Consider the following 17,614-nt stretch of genomic DNA (forward strand, 5'->3'; position numbering starts at 1 on the left):
ATGGCGAAAAAGTTAGAAATTACCCTCACTCGTAGTGTAATTGGTCGTCCACAAGATCAACGTGCGACGGTAGAAGCTTTAGGTCTTAAAAAGTTGAATTCAACTGTAGTTAAGGAAGAAACTCCTGCTATTCTTGGTATGATCAACAAAGTTTCTCACCTTATAACTGTAAAAGAAGCTTAAGGATAACTCATTAATATAAGGAGGTGCCTGGGAATGAAACTTCATGAATTAAAACCTGCAGAAGGTTCTCGTAAAGTACGTAACCGTGTCGGTCGTGGTATCGGTTCTGGTAACGGTAAAACTGCTGGTAAAGGTCATAAAGGACAAAACGCACGTTCTGGTGGCGGTGTTCGTCTTGGCTTCGAAGGTGGTCAAACTCCATTATTCCGTCGTTTACCAAAACGCGGCTTCACAAACATTAACCGTAAAGAGTTTACTATTGTAAACTTATCAACGTTAAATCGTTTTGAAGATGGTACAGAAGTAACACCTGAATTATTGCTGGAAACTGGCGTTATCAGCAAGTTAAACGACGGTGTTAAAATTCTTGCAAGCGGAGCAGTAGAGAAAAAATTAACTGTTAAAGCGCACAAGTTCTCTTCAAGTGCTAAAGAAGCAATTGAAGCAGCTGGCGGATCAGTTGAGGTGATCTAATGTTTCGTACAATCTCCAACTTTATGCGCGTTGCTGAGATAAGACGTAAAATATTATTCACTTTAGCGATGTTAATCGTATTCAGGATTGGCACGTTTATCCCAGTGCCATTTACAAATGGAGACGTACTGAAAGCACAAGATCAATTAAATGCCTTAGGTATCCTAAATACATTTGGCGGTGGCGCCTTGAAAAACTTCTCCATCTTCGCGATGGGAATCATGCCGTATATTACAGCATCCATCATCGTGCAATTATTGCAGATGGATGTTGTTCCTAAATTTTCGGAATGGTCGAAGCAAGGTGAAATGGGCCGTCGTAAACTAACGCAATTCACGCGTTACTTTACAATTGTTCTTGCGTTTATTCAGGGGTTTGGTATGTCAATCGGTTTTAACGGTATGGTAGGTGGGCAATTAATTTTGAATCCTGGTTGGAGCACTTATTTATACATTGCTACGGTACTGACTGCTGGTACTGCATTTTTAATGTGGTTAGGTGAACAGATTACAGCTAAAGGTGTAGGTAATGGTATTTCCATCCTTATCTTTGGTGGTATTGCCGCAGCGATCCCAAGTGTTATATCTCAAGTGTATCAACAACAGTTTCAAAATATCGGAGATCAATTGTTCATGAGTATCGTTAAAGTTGTATTGATCTTACTAGCTGTGCTAGCGGTTATTGTTGGTGTTATTTTCATTCAACAGGCTGTTAGAAAGATCCCAATTCAATATGCGAAGCGTGTAACAGGAGCGAATGGGAATCATGCTGGAGCACAAAACACTCATTTACCACTTAAGGTAAATAGTGCGGGTGTTATTCCAGTCATTTTTGCTGTTTCATTCTTAATTACACCTCCAACTATTGCACAGTTCTTCCCGAAACATGATGTATCGCAGTGGATTATTGCAAACTTTAACTATTCTCACCCAGTGGGAATGATCATATATGTTGCGCTCATTGTAGCCTTCACATATTTCTATGCATTTGTTCAGGTTAATCCAGAGCAAATGTCAGAGAATCTAAATAAGCAAGGTGGATATGTTCCAGGTATTCGTCCGGGTAAGAATACGGAACAATATTTAACAAAAATCTTGTATCGTTTGACCTTTGTAGGATCAATTTTCCTAGCAGCGATTGCAATCTTACCAGTTATCTTTACGAAATTGGGAAATCTTCCTCCATCTGCACAGATCGGTGGAACGAGTATGTTAATCGTTGTCGGCGTTGCTTTAGAAACAATGAAGCAGCTAGAAAGCCAACTGGTAAAACGCCATTACAAAGGGTTTATCAAGCAATGAGTAAGTGGGAAGGCTTGTCTTCCCTACATGCTCATGTACTGAGGGGGAACAAGGATGAACTTAATTTTAATGGGGCTTCCTGGTGCTGGTAAAGGTACACAAGCCGAACAGATTGTTGCCAAGTATAACATCCCTCACATCTCAACAGGAGATATGTTCCGTGCAGCTATGAAGGCTGAAACTGAAATGGGTTTACAAGCAAAATCTTTTATTGATAAAGGTGCTCTTGTTCCAGATGAAGTTACAATCGGAATCGTTCGTGAACGTTTAAGTCAAGAAGACTGTGTAAAAGGATTCTTATTAGATGGTTTCCCACGAACTGTTGCACAAGCATCAGCTCTTGAAGAGATTATGAAAGATCTTGGCAAAAAAATCGACTATGTTTTAAACATTAATGTGGATTCAGGGTTGTTATTAAAACGCCTTACAGGCCGTCGCATTTGTAAAGAGTGCGGTGCGACTTACCACTTAGAATTCAATCCACCAGCAAACGCTGATGTGTGCGATAAATGTGGTGGCGATTTATATCAACGCTCTGATGACAATGAAGAAACTGTAGCAAATCGTTTAGATGTAAATATTAAGCAAACAAAACCTTTGCTTGATTTCTATGAGGAGCTTGGTTACTTGCAAAGCATTAATGGTGAGCAAGACATCAATAAAGTATTTGCTGATATCGATGTTCTCATCGGAGGCTTAGCGTAATGATCATCTGCAAAACTCCTCGCGAGATAGAAATCATGCGAGAAGCTGGCAGGATCGTTGCTTTAACTCATCAAGAGTTGAAACAGCATATTACTCCAGGAATTACAACGAAAGAGCTCGATCAAATAGCGGAAAAGACGATTCAAAAATATGGTGCTACGCCATCTTTTAAAGGATACAACGGATTTCCGGGGAGCATATGTGCTTCTGTAAATGAAGAGCTTGTACACGGAATTCCAGGGAAGCGAAAGCTCGAAGAGGGCGATATCATCAGTATCGATATTGGTGCGAAATACAATGGGTACCATGGAGATTCTGCATGGACGTATCCAGTTGGAAACATTTCTGAATCTGTTCAAAAGCTACTTGATGTCACAGAAAAATCGTTGTATCTTGGTTTAGAACAAGTAAAACCAGGCGAAAGATTATCAAATATCTCACATGCGGTTCAAACCCATGCTGAAGAGAACGGATTCTCGATCGTTAGGGAGTATGTTGGTCACGGAATCGGGCAAGACTTACATGAGGACCCTCAAATCCCGCACTATGGTCCTCCAAATAGAGGCCCTAGATTAAAGCCGGGAATGGTCATCTGTGTTGAGCCGATGGTGAATCAAGGAAGACGATATGTAAAAACACTATCTGATGACTGGACAGTGGTAACGGTAGATGGTAAATGGTGTGCCCATTTTGAGCACACGATTGCTCTTACAGAAGCAGGATACGAAATCCTTACCACTTTATAAGTAGCTGGCTCTCCGGAATTTCAGAGCAGTGTAAAATGTTACTGATTTGAAGAAGGGAGAACTATTGAATGGCTAAAGATGATGTAATTGAAGTCGAAGGTACCGTTCTTGAAACGTTGCCAAATGCTATGTTCAAAGTAGAATTAGAGAATGGGCATGTCGTATTGGCTCACGTTTCTGGTAAAATCCGTATGAACTTCATTCGTATTTTACCAGGAGACAAAGTTACGGTAGAATTATCTCCGTACGATTTAAATCGTGGTCGTATTACGTACCGTTTTAAATAATATAGCACTCCGTAATCTTTAAGGAGGTTCGAGACATGAAAGTAAGACCGTCAGTTAAACCAATCTGCGAAAAATGTAAAGTTATTCGTAGACGTGGAAAAGTAATGGTTATTTGTGAAAACCCTAAACATAAACAAAAACAAGGTTAATCAGAAGGAGGTGCATTCAGAATGGCACGTATCGCAGGTGTAGATATTCCTCGAGACAAACGCGTTGTTATTTCTTTAACTTACGTATTCGGCATTGGTCGCACAACTGCTGAAAAAATTCTTACTGAAGCTGGTATTTCTTCAGAAACACGAGTTCGTGATTTAACGGAAGACGAACTAGGACGTATCCGTGATGTTATCGATAGCATTAAAGTTGAGGGAGACCTTCGTCGTGAAGTATCTCTTAACATTAAACGTCTAATGGAGATCGGTTCTTACCGTGGTCTTCGTCACCGTCGTGGTTTACCAGTTCGTGGTCAAAACTCTAAAAACAATGCTCGTACACGTAAAGGTCCACGTCGTACAGTAGCAAATAAAAAGAAATAATAAGTAAAGGAGGTTGAACTAACAATGGCACGTAAAACAAACACTCGTAAAAAACGTGTGAAAAAGAATATTGAAGCTGGTATAGCTCATATTCGTTCTACTTTCAACAACACAATCGTAACACTTACAGATACTCATGGTAACGCACTTTCTTGGTCTAGTGCTGGTGCACTTGGTTTCCGTGGATCTCGTAAGTCTACTCCATTCGCTGCGCAAATGGCTGCTGAAGCTGCTGCTAAAGTTGCAATGGAGCACGGTTTAAAAACTTTAGAGGTTACTGTTAAAGGTCCTGGTGCTGGTCGTGAAGCTGCAATTCGTGCTCTTCAAGCTGCAGGTCTAGAAGTAACAGCAATTAGAGATGTTACTCCAGTTCCTCATAATGGATGTCGTCCACCAAAACGTCGTCGTGTGTAATTTTTCTGTATAGAATTTTCCCTTTTGTCTATAATGGATATGATGCATTATCGAGAAATTTCGTACAGAAACATCGCTTGTTGTGCACAATCGGGAACTGCCTAAGGGGGACTTTCGGTTAATCAAAGGGGTATACCTTTGTTTAACCGGGGTTTCGACGTTTTGAAGGAGGGTTTAGTTAATGATTGAAATCGAAAAGCCGAAAATCGAAACGGTTGAACTTAACGAAGATGCTAAATATGGTAAATTCGTAATTGAACCGCTTGAGCGTGGATATGGTACTACTTTGGGTAACTCCTTACGTCGTATTCTTTTATCCTCACTCCCTGGTGCCGCTGTTACTGCTATCCAAATCGATGGCGTATTACATGAATTTTCAACAGTTGAGGGCGTAGTAGAAGACGTTACGACGATCATCTTAAACTTGAAAAAGTTAGCTCTTAAAATCTACTCTGAAGAAGAGAAGACGTTGGAAATTGATGTGCAGGGCGAAGGTATTGTCACAGCTGCTGATATTACTCACGATAGTGATGTAGAAATCTTAAATCCAGATTTACACATTGCAACGTTAGCAAAGGATGCGCATTTCCGCGTGCGTTTAACTGCAAAGCGTGGCCGTGGGTATACGCCAGCTGATGCAAATAAAAGCGAAGATCAACCAATAGGAGTAATTCCTATTGATTCTATTTATACTCCAGTATCACGTGTAACTTACCAAGTGGAAAAGACACGTGTCGGACAAGTGGCTAATTATGATAAGCTTACGCTTGATGTATGGACGGATGGAAGCATCGGGCCAAAAGAAGCTATCTCTTTAGGGGCCAAAATCTTAACTGAGCATTTAAATATCTTTGTTGGTTTAACTGATGAAGCACAAAATGCTGAGATTATGGTCGAGAAGGAAGAAGATCAAAAAGAGAAAGTTCTTGAGATGACTATCGAAGAACTAGATCTTTCTGTTCGTTCTTATAATTGCCTAAAACGTGCAGGAATTAATACTGTACAAGAGCTTGCGAACAAAACAGAAGAAGATATGATGAAAGTTCGTAACTTAGGACGTAAATCCTTAGAAGAAGTTAAACATAAACTTGAGGAATTAGGTTTAGGTTTACGTAAAGACGACTGAGGATTTAAACCCATCAACAAAGGAGGGAACTACGAATGGCATACAGAAAATTAGGCCGTACAAGTGCGCAACGTAAAGCTATGTTACGTGATTTAGCTACTGATTTAATTATCAACGAGCGCATCCAAACGACAGAAACTCGTGCAAAAGAACTTCGTTCTGTAGTGGAAAAAATGATCACTTTAGGTAAACGCGGAGATCTTCACGCTCGTCGTCAAGCAGCAGCTTTCATTCGCAATGAAGTTGCTAACGCTGAGACTGGTCAAGATGCACTTCAAAAATTATTCGCTGATGTAGCTCCACGCTATGCTGAGCGCCAAGGCGGATACACTCGTATTGCAAAAATTGGTCCACGTCGCGGAGACGCAGCACCAATGGTAATTATCGAGTTAGTATAATGATAATTAAAAGGGCAGGACAGTTCTTTTCAAGTAACTGGTCATGGCCCTTTTTTTTTAAATATAAAAAAGGCTAACTTGGCGAAGGAAAGGGTGCCTTGTATTGAAAAAAGAGAAACTTCGGACAGAAAATGTATCATTTCAATATCCTGGGGCAGCCTCGTATGCATTAAAAGATGTTTCGTTTTCCTTATATGAAGGAGAATGGGTATCTGTTATCGGACAAAATGGTTCAGGTAAATCTACACTTGCAAAATTATTGAATGGTTTGTTTTTGCCGGAATCAGGGACAATTACTGTAAATGATACAATGGTTTTATCAGAAGAAACGGTATGGGATGTTCGAAAACAAATTGGAATGGTATTTCAAAATCCAGATAATCAATTTGTTGGAACGACAGTACAAGATGACGTTGTATTTGGCTTAGAAAATATCGGAATGCCAAGGGAACAGATGGTAGAAAGATTAGAACAAGCCCTGCGACTTGTCCGTATGGAAGATTTTCTTAATGATGAGCCCCATTCGTTATCTGGTGGGCAAAAGCAGCGAGTTGCAATAGCAGGTGTTTTAGCACTTCAGCCATCTATTTTAATACTAGATGAAGCAACGTCAATGTTAGACCCTCAAGGGAGACGTGAAGTAGTAGAAACGGTTAGACAGCTTGTTAATCAAAAAGGTATTACCGTATTATCAATTACGCACGATTTAGAAGAAGCGGCACAGTCAGACCGTGTCATTATTTTAAACAAGGGAGAAATATTAGAGGAAGGGACCCCAAAGCAAATTTTCAAGTCCTCTCATATGCTCCAAGAAATTGGGTTAGATGTACCTTTTTCAGTAAAAATAGCAGAATTATTAAAAAGAAGTGAAATTCTTTTGCAAAATACGCATCTTACAATGGAAAGTTTGGTGAACGAACTTTGGAGATTACATTCCAAAAAGTAGAACATCGTTATCAATATAAAACTCCATTTGAAAGACGCGCGCTTTATGATGTAGACGTGTCGTTTCCAAGTGGAGGCTATTATGCCATTATCGGTCATACTGGTTCAGGTAAGTCGACGATGATTCAACATTTAAATGGTTTATTGCAGCCGACAAATGGTACGGTTCAAATTGGTGAACATTTAATTTCAGCAGGGAAGAAAGAGAAGAAGCTTAAGCCACTACGAAAAAAAGTAGGGGTTGTCTTTCAGTTCCCAGAACATCAGTTATTTGAAGAGACAGTGGAGAAAGATATTTGTTTTGGGCCTACTAATTTCGGTTTATCTGAAGAAGTGGCAAAGCAAAAGGCAAAAGATGCCATTCAGCTTGTTGGATTGGATATAGAGTTATTAGCACGTTCTCCGTTTGAATTAAGCGGTGGGCAAATGAGGCGTGTTGCAATAGCGGGCGTACTTGCGATGGAACCCGAAGTACTTGTATTAGATGAACCTACAGCGGGGCTTGATCCGAAAGGACAGCACGAGCTTATGGAGATGTTTTATAGTTTGCATAAGGAGCAGGGGCTTACAGTCATTCTTGTTACCCATAATATGGAGGATGCCGCTAAGTATGCAGATCAAATTGTGGTCATGCATAAAGGAACGGTCTTTTTGCAAGGAAGTGCAGAGGAAGTATTTTCACATGCTGATGAACTAGAACAAATTGGTGTGGACCTTCCGATGTCTTTAAAGTATAAACGTGCAATTGAAGAGAAGTTTGGTATTTCAATTCCAAAGGCTACCTTATCTTTAGAGGATCTTACTCATGAAGTTGTACAGGTGTTACGAAAAGGTGGTCATGAATCATGCAGCAGTTGATTATTGGGAGATACATTCCAGGTAAGTCACTCATTCATCAACTTGATCCTCGTACGAAGCTGTTGATTGTCTTTTTATATGTATTTGTTGTTTTCTTAGCAAATAATGCGATTTCATATGGATTTTTATTTTTATATGCACTCATTGCTTTATTTTTTGCAAAAGTGCCGATTCGTTATGTACTTTCGGGCTTAAAACCAATTTTATGGATTTTTCTTTTTACATTTTTCCTGCATATCTTCACAACTAAAGAAGGGGATGTACTATTCCAGCTTGGTTGGTTTTCAATACATGAAAAGGGATTAGAGCAAGGGATATACATTTCTATACGATTCTTTGTTATTATTTTAATGACGACATTATTAACGTTAACAACGACACCTATTGAGATTACAGATGGTTTGGAGACGTTATTAAAGCCGTTGAAGCGTATAAAGGTTCCTGTTCATGAAATCGCATTAATGATGTCTATTTCTCTTCGTTTTATTCCGACATTAATGGATGAAACGAGTAAAATTATGAAAGCACAAGCGTCACGTGGTATTGATTTTGCTGGAGGTCCGATAAAAGATAGGATGAAGGCAATTATTTCACTACTCGTTCCACTTTTTATTAGTGCTTTTAAGCGTGCTGAGGATTTAGCAATTGCGATGGAAGCACGTGGATATCGAAATGGTGAAGGACGAACTAAATTTAGGCAACTACGCTGGAAAATGAGCGATACAGTAACAATTATAAGTTTACTTTGTTTAGCTTGTATTTTAGTATGGTTGCGATTGTAATGGAGAACGGAAAGATGGAAAGAATAAAATGTACAGTTGCATATGATGGCATGCATTTTTGTGGTTACCAAATTCAACCACAGCATCGTACTGTTCAACAAGAAATAGAGAAGGCATTACAGAAATTGCATAAGGGTGAACTTGTTCGTGTTCAGGCATCAGGCAGAACGGATTCTACCGTTCATGCGAAAGGACAAGTCATACACTTTGATACACCTTTGTCTCTTGAAGAGTGGCAATGGAGTAATGCTTTAAACACAATGTTGCCAGATGATATTGTTATCAGGCAAGTAGAGAAGAAAACAGAAGAATTTCATGCACGTTACGGTGTTGAGAGAAAAGAATATCGTTATCGTGTATTATTATCAAAGACTGCGGATGTATTCCGTAGAAATTACGTATATCAATATCCATATCCGCTTGAAATAAACTCTATAAGAAAAGCGATTCCTTATTTTATTGGAACGCATGATTTCACTTCTTTTTGTTCGGCAAAAACTGACAAAAAAGATAAAGTGCGAACAATTTTTGAAATCGAGTTAATTGAGCAAGATGATGAATTAATTTTTCGTTTTGTAGGTAATGGATTTTTATATAATATGGTCAGAATTATTGTTGGTACGTTACTTAACGTAGGGCAAGGAAAGCTTGATCCTGATAGCATTCCAGAGATTTTAGCAAAACAAAATCGCCAGTTTGCTGGAAAGATGGCTCCAGGTCATGGACTTTACTTATGGCAAGTAAACTATAACAACTAATCCTGGTGTAACATTTGCTTGACATTAGAAACTCAAAAGTATATCATAACATATGGTATTGTTTCTAAAACCACGATTAGCCCCGGAAGGAAATCGTGTTTAAGATAAACAATAGATTTTTTCTATGGAAAAGATAACGAGGAGGGAAACACATGCGTACGACTTTTATGGCAAAAGCTAACGAAGTTGAGCGTAAATGGTATGTGGTTGATGCTGAAGGTCAAACTTTAGGTCGCCTATCTACTGAAGTAGCATCCATTTTACGTGGTAAAAACAAACCTACATTTACACCACACGTTGACACGGGTGATCATGTAATTATTATTAACGCTGAGAAAATTCATTTAACAGGTAATAAATTAAACGATAAAATTTACTACCGTCACACTAACCACCCAGGTGGACTTAAGCAAAGAACAGCTCTAGAAATGCGTACAAACTACCCTGTACAAATGTTAGAGCTTGCAATTAAAGGGATGCTTCCAAAAGGACGTTTAGGACGTCAAGTATCTAAGAAATTAAACGTGTATGCTGGAGCAGAGCATCCACACCAAGCACAAAAACCAGAAGTTTACGAACTTCGCGGATAATTAATTAAAGGAGGGCTTACTTTGGCACAGGTTCAATACTATGGCACTGGACGTCGTAAGAGTTCAGTAGCGCGCGTACGCCTAGTTCCAGGCGAAGGACGCGTTATCATTAACGGTCGTGATTTTGAAAACTATATCCCATTTGCTGCATTACGTGAAGTAGTTAAACAACCTCTAGTTGCAACAGAAACTTTAGGTAACTACGATGTACTTGTAAACGTAAATGGTGGTGGATACACTGGTCAAGCTGGTGCTATTCGTCACGGTATTTCTCGCGCTTTATTAAAAGCTGATCCAGAATACCGTCTAACACTAAAACGTGCAGGTCTATTAACTCGTGACGCACGTATGAAAGAGCGTAAAAAATACGGTCTTAAAGGCGCACGTCGTGCACCTCAGTTCTCAAAACGTTAATTTTTGCGAACTACAAACCTCAACCATTTTGGTTGGGGTTTTTTTATATTTAATTCCTCTTATTTATTTTTGAGGTTTGGAATATTTTAGTGCTACCGTCCCGCGTATGCTTCTTCTTTAGAAGTTTAGACTAATACGTATTAGGGAGGTTTTATAAGTACTATGAATGTCATTGTCAGCTTAAAAGAAAAACAAAAGAAAAGCAATTAAAATACGAGCGGAAGATGCTACGAGAATTATCATTAAAAACGTTGCGTTCAAATATTCGTGATGCCTTTCACATGCAAGAGCTTCATCGTCAGTATGAAGATTACTGTATTGAACTAGGAATAGAATCTTATTTATTAGGAGCGAGATACAGTAAGTTTGGTTATTATGGCGAATCGTTCTTTGATGTGAAATATAGGGCTTTAGAAGAAGAGCAACAATTAACGGAAACACTATTTCAATTTTTAACGAGTATGACTATACGAGAAATTAAGTTAAAAGATGAGGAATTACTTTTTGAATCTTGTCAGCAGTTTATCGGATTGTGGTGGCAGGAAGGATATGAAAAAGGTGAAAGAAGATATCGTTTAAAGCTACATTAAGACAAGCATAAACTTTCCTCTTGTCCCATATAAGTAATTAGAGGGACTAGCTGGAGGAGGAAAGGTATGAAGAGAATTCGAATTATCTCTTTTGCGCTCGCTGCGGTTGTTTTGTTTTTTTAGTCAAACAAGAATTTCAAATTACAAAATCGTGGCGAGCGTGGAATTTACCCTTATCAGGGAAAGTAATTGTATTAGACGCAGGGCATGGTGGACCAGACGGAGGAGCTGTTGGTGGAAAGGATATTATAGAAAAAGACATAACTCTTGAAATTACAAAAAAAGTGCAAGATTATTTGCAAGAGCAAGGTGCATTAGTTATTTTGACACGTGAAGGAGATTATGATTTAGCTAACAAAGATACAAAGTCGTACAGTAGACGTAAAGCAGAGGATTTAAGAAGACGTGTGGAGATTATTAATAAGCTAGATGTCGATTTCTTTGCAAGTATTCATTTAAATGCATTAACTAGTAGTGGTTCTAAAGGAGCACAAACGTTCTACTACCGTTCTTTAACTGAAAATGAACGTGCTGCGAAGTTTATACAAGCTGAATTGAGAACGAGTTTAGAAAATACGAACCGTTCTGCTAAAACGATTTCTCATGTGTATTTATTAAAGTATGCGAAAACACCAGGCGCTTTAATTGAAGCTGGATTTTTATCGAATGTGAACGAAAGGTATATGTTAAATTCGGAAAAATATCAGCAAAAGGTAGCGGCTGCCGTATATCGAGGTATATTGCGTTATTTCACGGAAAAAGGAAATCCTCCAGAATAAGGGGGATTTTTTGAGTTTCTCTCGTTAACGAAGTTTTCGGAAAATATGTTATACTGAAAATGTAAACGCATTTATTTCAAGGATAAAGAGAGATAAATTCAATTAACATTACGTTATTTTTCATACAGGGGGCTGGGCTAATTATGGTAACGAAAGAGCAAGTAGTGGAAGCGTTAGAAGGGATTGTAGATCCGTTTTTACATAAAACGTTAAAAGAAACAAATGCAATTAAAGAGGTAACAGTCAAGCCGGAGAAGGAACATGTGAGTGTTAAAATTGCAATTGTAAAAACAGGTACTGCGGAACAAATGCAGTTGCAGTCGGGCATCGTAAAGTTAGTGAAGGAACTTGGGGCAGCAACAGTTGGACTTCGTTTTGCAGAATTTACAGAAGAGGAATTAGCTCAGTTTGTACCACCGCAAGAAGAAGAGCAAATTGAATCTTTATTGTCACCGAATTCAAAAACGACATTTTTAGCAGTTGCGAGTGGAAAAGGTGGAGTGGGAAAATCAACAGTCTCCGTTAACCTTGCCATTGCTTTAGCTCGTCTAGGGAAAAAAGTTGGTATCATTGATGCGGATATTTACGGTTTTAGTGTACCTGATATGATGGGGATAGAAAAACGTCCTATTGTAAGAGGAGATAAAATAATCCCAGTGGAGCGTCTAGGTGTAAAAGTAATCTCAATGGGATTCTTTGTGGAAGATAATGCACCGGTTATTTGGAGAGGACCTATGCTTGGGAAAATGTTAAATCATTTCTTCACAGAAGTAGAATGGGGTGATTTAGATTACTTAGTATTAGATTTACCGCCAGGTACAGGTGATGTTGCGCTAGACTTGCATTCCATGTTGCCGGCTTGTAAAGAGATTATAGTAACGACGCCTCATCCAACAGCGGCATTTGTAGCAGCGCGTGCTGGAGCGATGGCTTTGCGCACTGAACACAGTATTCTTGGTGTCGTTGAAAATATGGCGTATTTTGAAAGTAAAGTAACTGGTGAGAAGGAGTATGTATTTGGAAGAGGTGGAGGAGATAAATTAGCTGCCGAATTACAAACAGATGTAATAGGCCGCATTCCACTTCAACAACCTGATTGGAATAAAGAAGACTTCGCTCCTTCAGTATATGAAGATACGCATACAACGGGGATTATTTATCGCACGATAGCTGAAACAGTAATTGATAAAACAGCTGTCGCGCAAAAATAAAATAATAATGAGTGGACGATATATATTGTCCACTCACTATTATAGTTATTATTTTTTACTGTTGTTCCTTACTCCCGCTTTGGGAGCCACCTTCGCCACCTGCATCTTTTTTATCAGAGCCACCTTTTTCAGCCTTTTGCACACCTTTACTAATAATATCAATCATCTTAGCTTGGAAGAGTGGGCTTTCAGTAGTTTCTGTTAGTACTTGTTGTAAATATTGACGGTATTCTTTACTCTTCATTGTTTGCAACATCATTTTTTCTACTTCAGGGTTTTTCATGATCTCTATAACGCCTGCTTGGTATTCAGGGTCTTTTAGTAAGGTTTTCATTAAATTTGTTTGTTCTTTCCCCATACTTTTAGCGAATTTCGATGAGAACTCAGGGTCTTTAAAGAGCTTTTCCCAGAATTGCTGCCCTTTGTCGGATACCATTGCATCTTCAATCGTTTTCTTTACTACTGTTTCATCTAGTATGAGTGCTTGTTTCATTTTTTCATCAGTTAATACATCTTGAATGGCCTTCTTACCTTGATCAGTTTTTAAAATATCAACAATCATTTTCTTTGTTTGATCGTAATCTAATTCGGATTTCGTTTCTTTTCCTTGTGCACATGCTACAAGTGCAATAAGTAGAAAAGAAGAAACGAAAACGAGTAGTATCCGTTTCATAAGTTGGAACTCCTTTCAACACAGTTCTCTCTTTTTAATATAAATATCTTTAAGGAATTTATACATGAACATGGCTAGCTTTTTGAAATTGTCATTGATACAATTTAATTAGAAATATAAGGATAATGGGGGATGTGTTGTGAATAGCCGCAAGTGGGTACGACTATTTTTAACGACGTTGTTTCTTGGTGGAGTCAGCACGGTTATTATTGGGTTTGTTTTGGAGTGGGACAAGTACGATAAATTTTTTCAAAATTTCGACGCAAAGGAGATTCTAGCAGTTTCTTTCTGGTTGATGGGTGTAGGGTTTATTTTTAGTGTTATAAGTCAAATGGGGTTCTTTGCCTATTTAACGATTCATCGTTTTGGACTAGGTATGTTCCGATCGTCATCTTTATGGAATGTAGTCCAGCTCTTCTTTATTGCATTCGTTTTATTCGATTTTGTGTATTTAAGATCTGTACTCATTGCAAATGGAGAAGTTTCATTAGGGAATAACATACTTGTTGCTGGAATATTATTTGTGTTTGGAGCGATTGTTGCTTATATAAAAAGTAAAGAAACAAATAAAAAAGCATTTGTGCCTGCCCTGTTCTTTATGGTTGTTGTAACAATTCTTGAATGGGTGCCAGCACTAAGGATTAATGATACAGATTGGTTATATTTAATGGTTATACCACTTTTATTATGTAATGCATATCAGTTACTTATATTACATCGTTTAATCGGAAAAACGAGTAAAGCTGCTTAATTGAAAAGTACTTTTGAATTTTTACGCAGCGATAGTTATACTACGAGAAATAGTGAGATGGAAATAGCTCTATTACCTTTCGATAAGGTAATAGAGCTATTTATGTGTAAAGGGTAGCAGAAAAGAAACTACTTCACATCTTCACTTTTCGTACTTGTGTTGGAAATGAGTTGTGATACGGATATTTGTTGATATCCGTCACTCTTTAACTTTTGTAGAAGTAGCGGTAAAGCTTTATTTGTTTGAAGAGCAGAATCAGATGCGTGTAATAAGACAATATCTCCACCCTTCAAATTATTAGAGACAGTGGAAACGATAGTATTTACACCTGGATTTTTCCAATCATTTGAATTATTACTCCAATGAACGACAGTGTATCCGAGCGATTCTGCGATTTTAAGAGTTGCTTTGTTGAATTCACCACTAGGTGGACGCAATAGCTTGACTTGTTTTACGCCAAGTTTCGTAAAAACATCTTGGGCTCGTAAAAGATCTCTTCTTATTTCATTTGGCTCTAGAGAAGTGTAAGACGTGTAATTATAACCCATACTACCGATTTCATGTCCATCTTTCATGATACGTTCGACGATATCGGGGTGTCTTTCGGCCCATGCAGCAGAAAGGAAGAAGGTTGCATTCTTAATTTCTCTTTCTTTGAGTGTCTCAAGGATTGGAATCGCTTTTTTGTCTCCCCAACTAATATCAAACGTGAACGCAACTTGTTTTTTAGCAGTATCTCCTTTGTAAATTACCTTAGGACCTGTAGCAGTTGAAAAAGCAGATTCATGTGAATATGTTTTTAAAAAGAGTAGCCATGCTGTAAATAAGGAAAGTATCACTATTAAGCTAATGTGTTTAAAAGTTCTTTTGCTCGTAATAAAAAAGAAAAACATAATATTACGCCCCTTTGTCCAATCCTTTTCAGTTACATATATGCTTTAAATATAAAAAAGAGAACAAGGGATTAATATCGTAAGTGGTGGATATAATGAATGATAGGATTTTGATGATTTGTTTTTGATAAGTAAAAATGAGCGGAACTTGTATTGCTCTGTAAGGAATGATTGAGGTGATGATTTGCTTGGGCTTATGTTGACGAAAGAAGAGAAAAAAGAAATGGAATACATATTGAAGAGAGAGTTAGAGGAACTTTTATTTGATTTTGAAGATGAGCGTATTCATGAGGTTGTAAAAAAAGCGATGGAAGAAAGATATAAAATCATTTTTTGTTTATTTCGAAGAGTTGCTAACGCAGAAGAATGTATTCGTTATGTAAGAAAAAGAATTTTTTATTAAAAAGTGTTGACGTTAATGATTAGTATATGGTAAATTAATAAACGTCGCTGATGCGGAAACGCAGAAAACGACAAAAAAGAAATTGAAAAACTTAGTTGACATCGAAAAACGAAGATGTTAACATAAGGAAGTCGCAAATGAGCGACCAAGTAGTTCTTTGAAAACTGAACGAAACAAACAACGTGAAACGTCAATTTTTATTTTTAGATGCTAGACAAACTAACTTTATTGGAGAGTTTGATCCTGGCTCAGGATGAACGCTGGCGGCGTGCCTAATACATGCAAGTCGAGCGAATGGATTGAGAGCTTGCTCTCAAGAAGTTAGCGGCGGACGGGTGAGTAACACGTGGGTAACCTGCCCATAAGACTGGGATAACTCCGGGAAACCGGGGCTAATACCGGATAACATTTTGAACTGCATGGTTCGAAATTGAAAGGCGGCTTCGGCTGTCACTTATGGATGGACCCGCGTCGCATTAGCTAGTTGGTGAGGTAACGGCTCACCAAGGCAACGATGCGTAGCCGACCTGAGAGGGTGATCGGCCACACTGGGACTGAGACACGGCCCAGACTCCTACGGGAGGCAGCAGTAGGGAATCTTCCGCAATGGACGAAAGTCTGACGGAGCAACGCCGCGTGAGTGATGAAGGCTTTCGGGTCGTAAAACTCTGTTGTTAGGGAAGAACAAGTGCTAGTTGAATAAGCTGGCACCTTGACGGTACCTAACCAGAAAGCCACGGCTAACTACGTGCCAGCAGCCGCGGTAATACGTAGGTGGCAAGCGTTATCCGGAATTATTGGGCGTAAAGCGCGCGCAGGTGGTTTCTTAAGTCTGATGTGAAAGCCCACGGCTCAACCGTGGAGGGTCATTGGAAACTGGGAGACTTGAGTGCAGAAGAGGAAAGTGGAATTCCATGTGTAGCGGTGAAATGCGTAGAGATATGGAGGAACACCAGTGGCGAAGGCGACTTTCTGGTCTGTAACTGACACTGAGGCGCGAAAGCGTGGGGAGCAAACAGGATTAGATACCCTGGTAGTCCACGCCGTAAACGATGAGTGCTAAGTGTTAGAGGGTTTCCGCCCTTTAGTGCTGAAGTTAACGCATTAAGCACTCCGCCTGGGGAGTACGGCCGCAAGGCTGAAACTCAAAGGAATTGACGGGGGCCCGCACAAGCGGTGGAGCATGTGGTTTAATTCGAAGCAACGCGAAGAACCTTACCAGGTCTTGACATCCTCTGAAAACCCTAGAGATAGGGCTTCTCCTTCGGGAGCAGAGTGACAGGTGGTGCATGGTTGTCGTCAGCTCGTGTCGTGAGATGTTGGGTTAAGTCCCGCAACGAGCGCAACCCTTGATCTTAGTTGCCATCATTAAGTTGGGCACTCTAAGGTGACTGCCGGTGACAAACCGGAGGAAGGTGGGGATGACGTCAAATCATCATGCCCCTTATGACCTGGGCTACACACGTGCTACAATGGACGGTACAAAGAGCTGCAAGACCGCGAGGTGGAGCTAATCTCATAAAACCGTTCTCAGTTCGGATTGTAGGCTGCAACTCGCCTACATGAAGCTGGAATCGCTAGTAATCGCGGATCAGCATGCCGCGGTGAATACGTTCCCGGGCCTTGTACACACCGCCCGTCACACCACGAGAGTTTGTAACACCCGAAGTCGGTGGGGTAACCTTTTTGGAGCCAGCCGCCTAAGGTGGGACAGATGATTGGGGTGAAGTCGTAACAAGGTAGCCGTATCGGAAGGTGCTGCTGGATCACCTCCTTTCTATGGAGAATTGATGAACG

At 39.4% G+C, this 17,614-nt stretch carries 22 protein-coding genes, 1 rRNA gene and 2 pseudogenes; 23 read left to right on the forward strand and 2 right to left on the reverse strand.

The window, feature by feature from the left end; translation table 11 throughout:
- From rpmD to BTOYO_RS14305, 20 genes and pseudogenes are all read left to right on the forward strand, one after another.
- Positions 1 to 183: a 50S ribosomal protein L30 gene (gene rpmD / locus BTOYO_RS14210; protein ID WP_001085231.1), complete on the forward strand. Its 183-nt coding sequence runs from the start codon at positions 1 to 3 to the stop codon at positions 181 to 183.
- A 33-nt stretch (positions 184 to 216) separates the two neighbouring features.
- Complete coding sequence (gene rplO, locus BTOYO_RS14215) at positions 217 to 657, forward strand: 50S ribosomal protein L15 (protein WP_000766083.1); 441 nt, start codon at positions 217 to 219, stop codon at positions 655 to 657.
- On the forward strand, positions 657 to 1,958 hold the full coding sequence (secY, locus tag BTOYO_RS14220; RefSeq protein WP_000490120.1) for a preprotein translocase subunit SecY: 1,302 nt from the start codon (positions 657 to 659) through the stop codon (positions 1,956 to 1,958). Before rplO ends, secY begins: the two co-directional genes overlap by 1 nt.
- Positions 1,959 to 2,012: 54 nt before the next feature.
- Positions 2,013 to 2,663: an adenylate kinase gene (locus BTOYO_RS14225; RefSeq protein WP_001048990.1), complete on the forward strand. Its 651-nt coding sequence runs from the start codon at positions 2,013 to 2,015 to the stop codon at positions 2,661 to 2,663.
- Positions 2,663 to 3,409 carry a type I methionyl aminopeptidase gene (map, locus tag BTOYO_RS14230; protein ID WP_000582534.1) on the forward strand — a complete coding sequence of 249 codons (747 nt, stop codon included), beginning with the start codon at positions 2,663 to 2,665 and terminating at the stop codon, positions 3,407 to 3,409. Before BTOYO_RS14225 ends, map begins: the two co-directional genes overlap by 1 nt.
- Positions 3,410 to 3,477: 68 nt before the next feature.
- Positions 3,478 to 3,696 (forward strand): translation initiation factor IF-1, encoded by a 219-nt coding sequence (gene infA, locus BTOYO_RS14235; RefSeq protein ID WP_001029884.1) that lies wholly within the window; start codon positions 3,478 to 3,480, stop codon positions 3,694 to 3,696.
- A 35-nt stretch (positions 3,697 to 3,731) separates the two neighbouring features.
- Positions 3,732 to 3,845: a 50S ribosomal protein L36 gene (gene rpmJ, locus BTOYO_RS14240; protein WP_000868344.1), complete on the forward strand. Its 114-nt coding sequence runs from the start codon at positions 3,732 to 3,734 to the stop codon at positions 3,843 to 3,845.
- Between the two features lie 21 nt (positions 3,846 to 3,866).
- Entirely contained in the window at positions 3,867 to 4,232 is a 366-nt protein-coding gene (gene rpsM / locus BTOYO_RS14245; RefSeq protein WP_000090793.1) for a 30S ribosomal protein S13, read from the forward strand.
- Between the two features lie 24 nt (positions 4,233 to 4,256).
- Positions 4,257 to 4,646 (forward strand): 30S ribosomal protein S11, encoded by a 390-nt coding sequence (gene rpsK, locus BTOYO_RS14250; RefSeq protein WP_000101797.1) that lies wholly within the window; start codon positions 4,257 to 4,259, stop codon positions 4,644 to 4,646.
- A gap of 181 nt (positions 4,647 to 4,827) precedes the next feature.
- Positions 4,828 to 5,772 carry a DNA-directed RNA polymerase subunit alpha gene (locus BTOYO_RS14255; protein WP_000569643.1) on the forward strand — a complete coding sequence of 315 codons (945 nt, stop codon included), beginning with the start codon at positions 4,828 to 4,830 and terminating at the stop codon, positions 5,770 to 5,772.
- A 35-nt stretch (positions 5,773 to 5,807) separates the two neighbouring features.
- A complete protein-coding gene (gene rplQ / locus BTOYO_RS14260; RefSeq protein ID WP_000331490.1) occupies positions 5,808 to 6,170 on the forward strand; it encodes a 50S ribosomal protein L17 in 363 nt (120 codons plus the stop codon).
- A gap of 103 nt (positions 6,171 to 6,273) precedes the next feature.
- Complete coding sequence (locus BTOYO_RS14265) at positions 6,274 to 7,116, forward strand: energy-coupling factor ABC transporter ATP-binding protein (RefSeq protein ID WP_000711788.1); 843 nt, start codon at positions 6,274 to 6,276, stop codon at positions 7,114 to 7,116.
- The gene (locus tag BTOYO_RS14270) at positions 7,092 to 7,973 is read left to right on the forward strand and encodes an energy-coupling factor ABC transporter ATP-binding protein (protein WP_000406524.1); all 882 of its coding nucleotides are present in this window, start codon (positions 7,092 to 7,094) and stop codon (positions 7,971 to 7,973) included. The genes BTOYO_RS14265 and BTOYO_RS14270 overlap by 25 nt, the downstream gene beginning before the upstream one ends.
- Entirely contained in the window at positions 7,961 to 8,755 is a 795-nt protein-coding gene (locus BTOYO_RS14275; protein WP_001186520.1) for an energy-coupling factor transporter transmembrane component T family protein, read from the forward strand. The genes BTOYO_RS14270 and BTOYO_RS14275 overlap by 13 nt, the downstream gene beginning before the upstream one ends.
- A gap of 14 nt (positions 8,756 to 8,769) precedes the next feature.
- The gene (gene truA, locus BTOYO_RS14280) at positions 8,770 to 9,513 is read left to right on the forward strand and encodes a tRNA pseudouridine(38-40) synthase TruA (RefSeq protein ID WP_000439681.1); all 744 of its coding nucleotides are present in this window, start codon (positions 8,770 to 8,772) and stop codon (positions 9,511 to 9,513) included.
- 152 nt (positions 9,514 to 9,665) lie between these two features.
- Entirely contained in the window at positions 9,666 to 10,103 is a 438-nt protein-coding gene (gene rplM, locus BTOYO_RS14285; RefSeq protein WP_001260795.1) for a 50S ribosomal protein L13, read from the forward strand.
- Between the two features lie 21 nt (positions 10,104 to 10,124).
- Positions 10,125 to 10,517, forward strand: coding sequence for a 30S ribosomal protein S9 (rpsI, locus tag BTOYO_RS14290; protein ID WP_000079986.1), 393 nt, complete (start codon positions 10,125 to 10,127; stop codon positions 10,515 to 10,517).
- Positions 10,518 to 10,679: 162 nt separating this feature from the next.
- A pseudogene (locus BTOYO_RS14295) lies at positions 10,680 to 11,107 on the forward strand (DUF2521 family protein).
- A gap of 66 nt (positions 11,108 to 11,173) precedes the next feature.
- Positions 11,174 to 11,886, forward strand: a pseudogene (gene cwlD, locus BTOYO_RS14300) (N-acetylmuramoyl-L-alanine amidase CwlD).
- A 143-nt stretch (positions 11,887 to 12,029) separates the two neighbouring features.
- Positions 12,030 to 13,097 (forward strand): Mrp/NBP35 family ATP-binding protein, encoded by a 1,068-nt coding sequence (locus tag BTOYO_RS14305; protein ID WP_000256618.1) that lies wholly within the window; start codon positions 12,030 to 12,032, stop codon positions 13,095 to 13,097.
- Between the two features lie 55 nt (positions 13,098 to 13,152).
- On the opposite strand, the gene gerD is transcribed toward BTOYO_RS14305, so the two are convergent.
- Positions 13,153 to 13,770, reverse strand: a complete 618-nt coding sequence (gene gerD / locus BTOYO_RS14310; protein ID WP_000821768.1) for a spore germination lipoprotein GerD — start codon at positions 13,768 to 13,770, stop codon at positions 13,153 to 13,155.
- Positions 13,771 to 13,909: 139 nt separating this feature from the next.
- Here gerD and kbaA point away from each other — a divergent pair, with 139 nt between their 5' ends.
- Complete coding sequence (kbaA, locus tag BTOYO_RS14315; protein WP_001088535.1) at positions 13,910 to 14,521, forward strand: KinB signaling pathway activation protein KbaA; 612 nt, start codon at positions 13,910 to 13,912, stop codon at positions 14,519 to 14,521.
- Positions 14,522 to 14,649: 128 nt separating this feature from the next.
- Here kbaA and pdaB read toward each other — a convergent pair whose 3' ends face one another.
- A complete protein-coding gene (pdaB, locus tag BTOYO_RS14320; RefSeq protein ID WP_000464721.1) occupies positions 14,650 to 15,414 on the reverse strand; it encodes a polysaccharide deacetylase family sporulation protein PdaB in 765 nt (254 codons plus the stop codon).
- 184 nt (positions 15,415 to 15,598) lie between these two features.
- Between pdaB and BTOYO_RS14325 the strand changes: the two genes are divergently transcribed.
- Positions 15,599 to 15,817, forward strand: a complete 219-nt coding sequence (locus tag BTOYO_RS14325) for a hypothetical protein (RefSeq protein WP_000901142.1) — start codon at positions 15,599 to 15,601, stop codon at positions 15,815 to 15,817.
- Between the two features lie 225 nt (positions 15,818 to 16,042).
- Positions 16,043 to 17,594, forward strand: a 16S ribosomal RNA gene (locus tag BTOYO_RS14330).
- The last annotated feature ends 20 nt before the right edge of the window (positions 17,595 to 17,614 follow it).

It is taken from the genome of Bacillus toyonensis BCT-7112 (assembly GCF_000496285.1).
GTDB lineage: Bacteria > Bacillota > Bacilli > Bacillales > Bacillaceae_G > Bacillus_A > Bacillus_A toyonensis.

Coding starts and splice junctions, on each gene's coding strand:
- rpmD (WP_001085231.1), top strand. CDS start 1: ATGGCGAAAAAGTTAGAAATTACCCTCACTCGTAGTGTAATTGGTCGT.
- rplO (WP_000766083.1), top strand. CDS start 217: ATGAAACTTCATGAATTAAAACCTGCAGAAGGTTCTCGTAAAGTACGT.
- secY (WP_000490120.1), top strand. CDS start 657: ATGTTTCGTACAATCTCCAACTTTATGCGCGTTGCTGAGATAAGACGT.
- BTOYO_RS14225 (WP_001048990.1), top strand. CDS start 2,013: ATGAACTTAATTTTAATGGGGCTTCCTGGTGCTGGTAAAGGTACACAA.
- map (WP_000582534.1), top strand. CDS start 2,663: ATGATCATCTGCAAAACTCCTCGCGAGATAGAAATCATGCGAGAAGCT.
- infA (WP_001029884.1), top strand. CDS start 3,478: ATGGCTAAAGATGATGTAATTGAAGTCGAAGGTACCGTTCTTGAAACG.
- rpmJ (WP_000868344.1), top strand. CDS start 3,732: ATGAAAGTAAGACCGTCAGTTAAACCAATCTGCGAAAAATGTAAAGTT.
- rpsM (WP_000090793.1), top strand. CDS start 3,867: ATGGCACGTATCGCAGGTGTAGATATTCCTCGAGACAAACGCGTTGTT.
- rpsK (WP_000101797.1), top strand. CDS start 4,257: ATGGCACGTAAAACAAACACTCGTAAAAAACGTGTGAAAAAGAATATT.
- BTOYO_RS14255 (WP_000569643.1), top strand. CDS start 4,828: ATGATTGAAATCGAAAAGCCGAAAATCGAAACGGTTGAACTTAACGAA.
- rplQ (WP_000331490.1), top strand. CDS start 5,808: ATGGCATACAGAAAATTAGGCCGTACAAGTGCGCAACGTAAAGCTATG.
- BTOYO_RS14275 (WP_001186520.1), top strand. CDS start 7,961: ATGCAGCAGTTGATTATTGGGAGATACATTCCAGGTAAGTCACTCATT.
- truA (WP_000439681.1), top strand. CDS start 8,770: ATGGAAAGAATAAAATGTACAGTTGCATATGATGGCATGCATTTTTGT.
- rplM (WP_001260795.1), top strand. CDS start 9,666: ATGCGTACGACTTTTATGGCAAAAGCTAACGAAGTTGAGCGTAAATGG.
- BTOYO_RS14305 (WP_000256618.1), top strand. CDS start 12,030: ATGGTAACGAAAGAGCAAGTAGTGGAAGCGTTAGAAGGGATTGTAGAT.
- gerD (WP_000821768.1), bottom strand. CDS start 13,770: ATGAAACGGATACTACTCGTTTTCGTTTCTTCTTTTCTACTTATTGCA.
- pdaB (WP_000464721.1), bottom strand. CDS start 15,414: ATGTTTTTCTTTTTTATTACGAGCAAAAGAACTTTTAAACACATTAGC.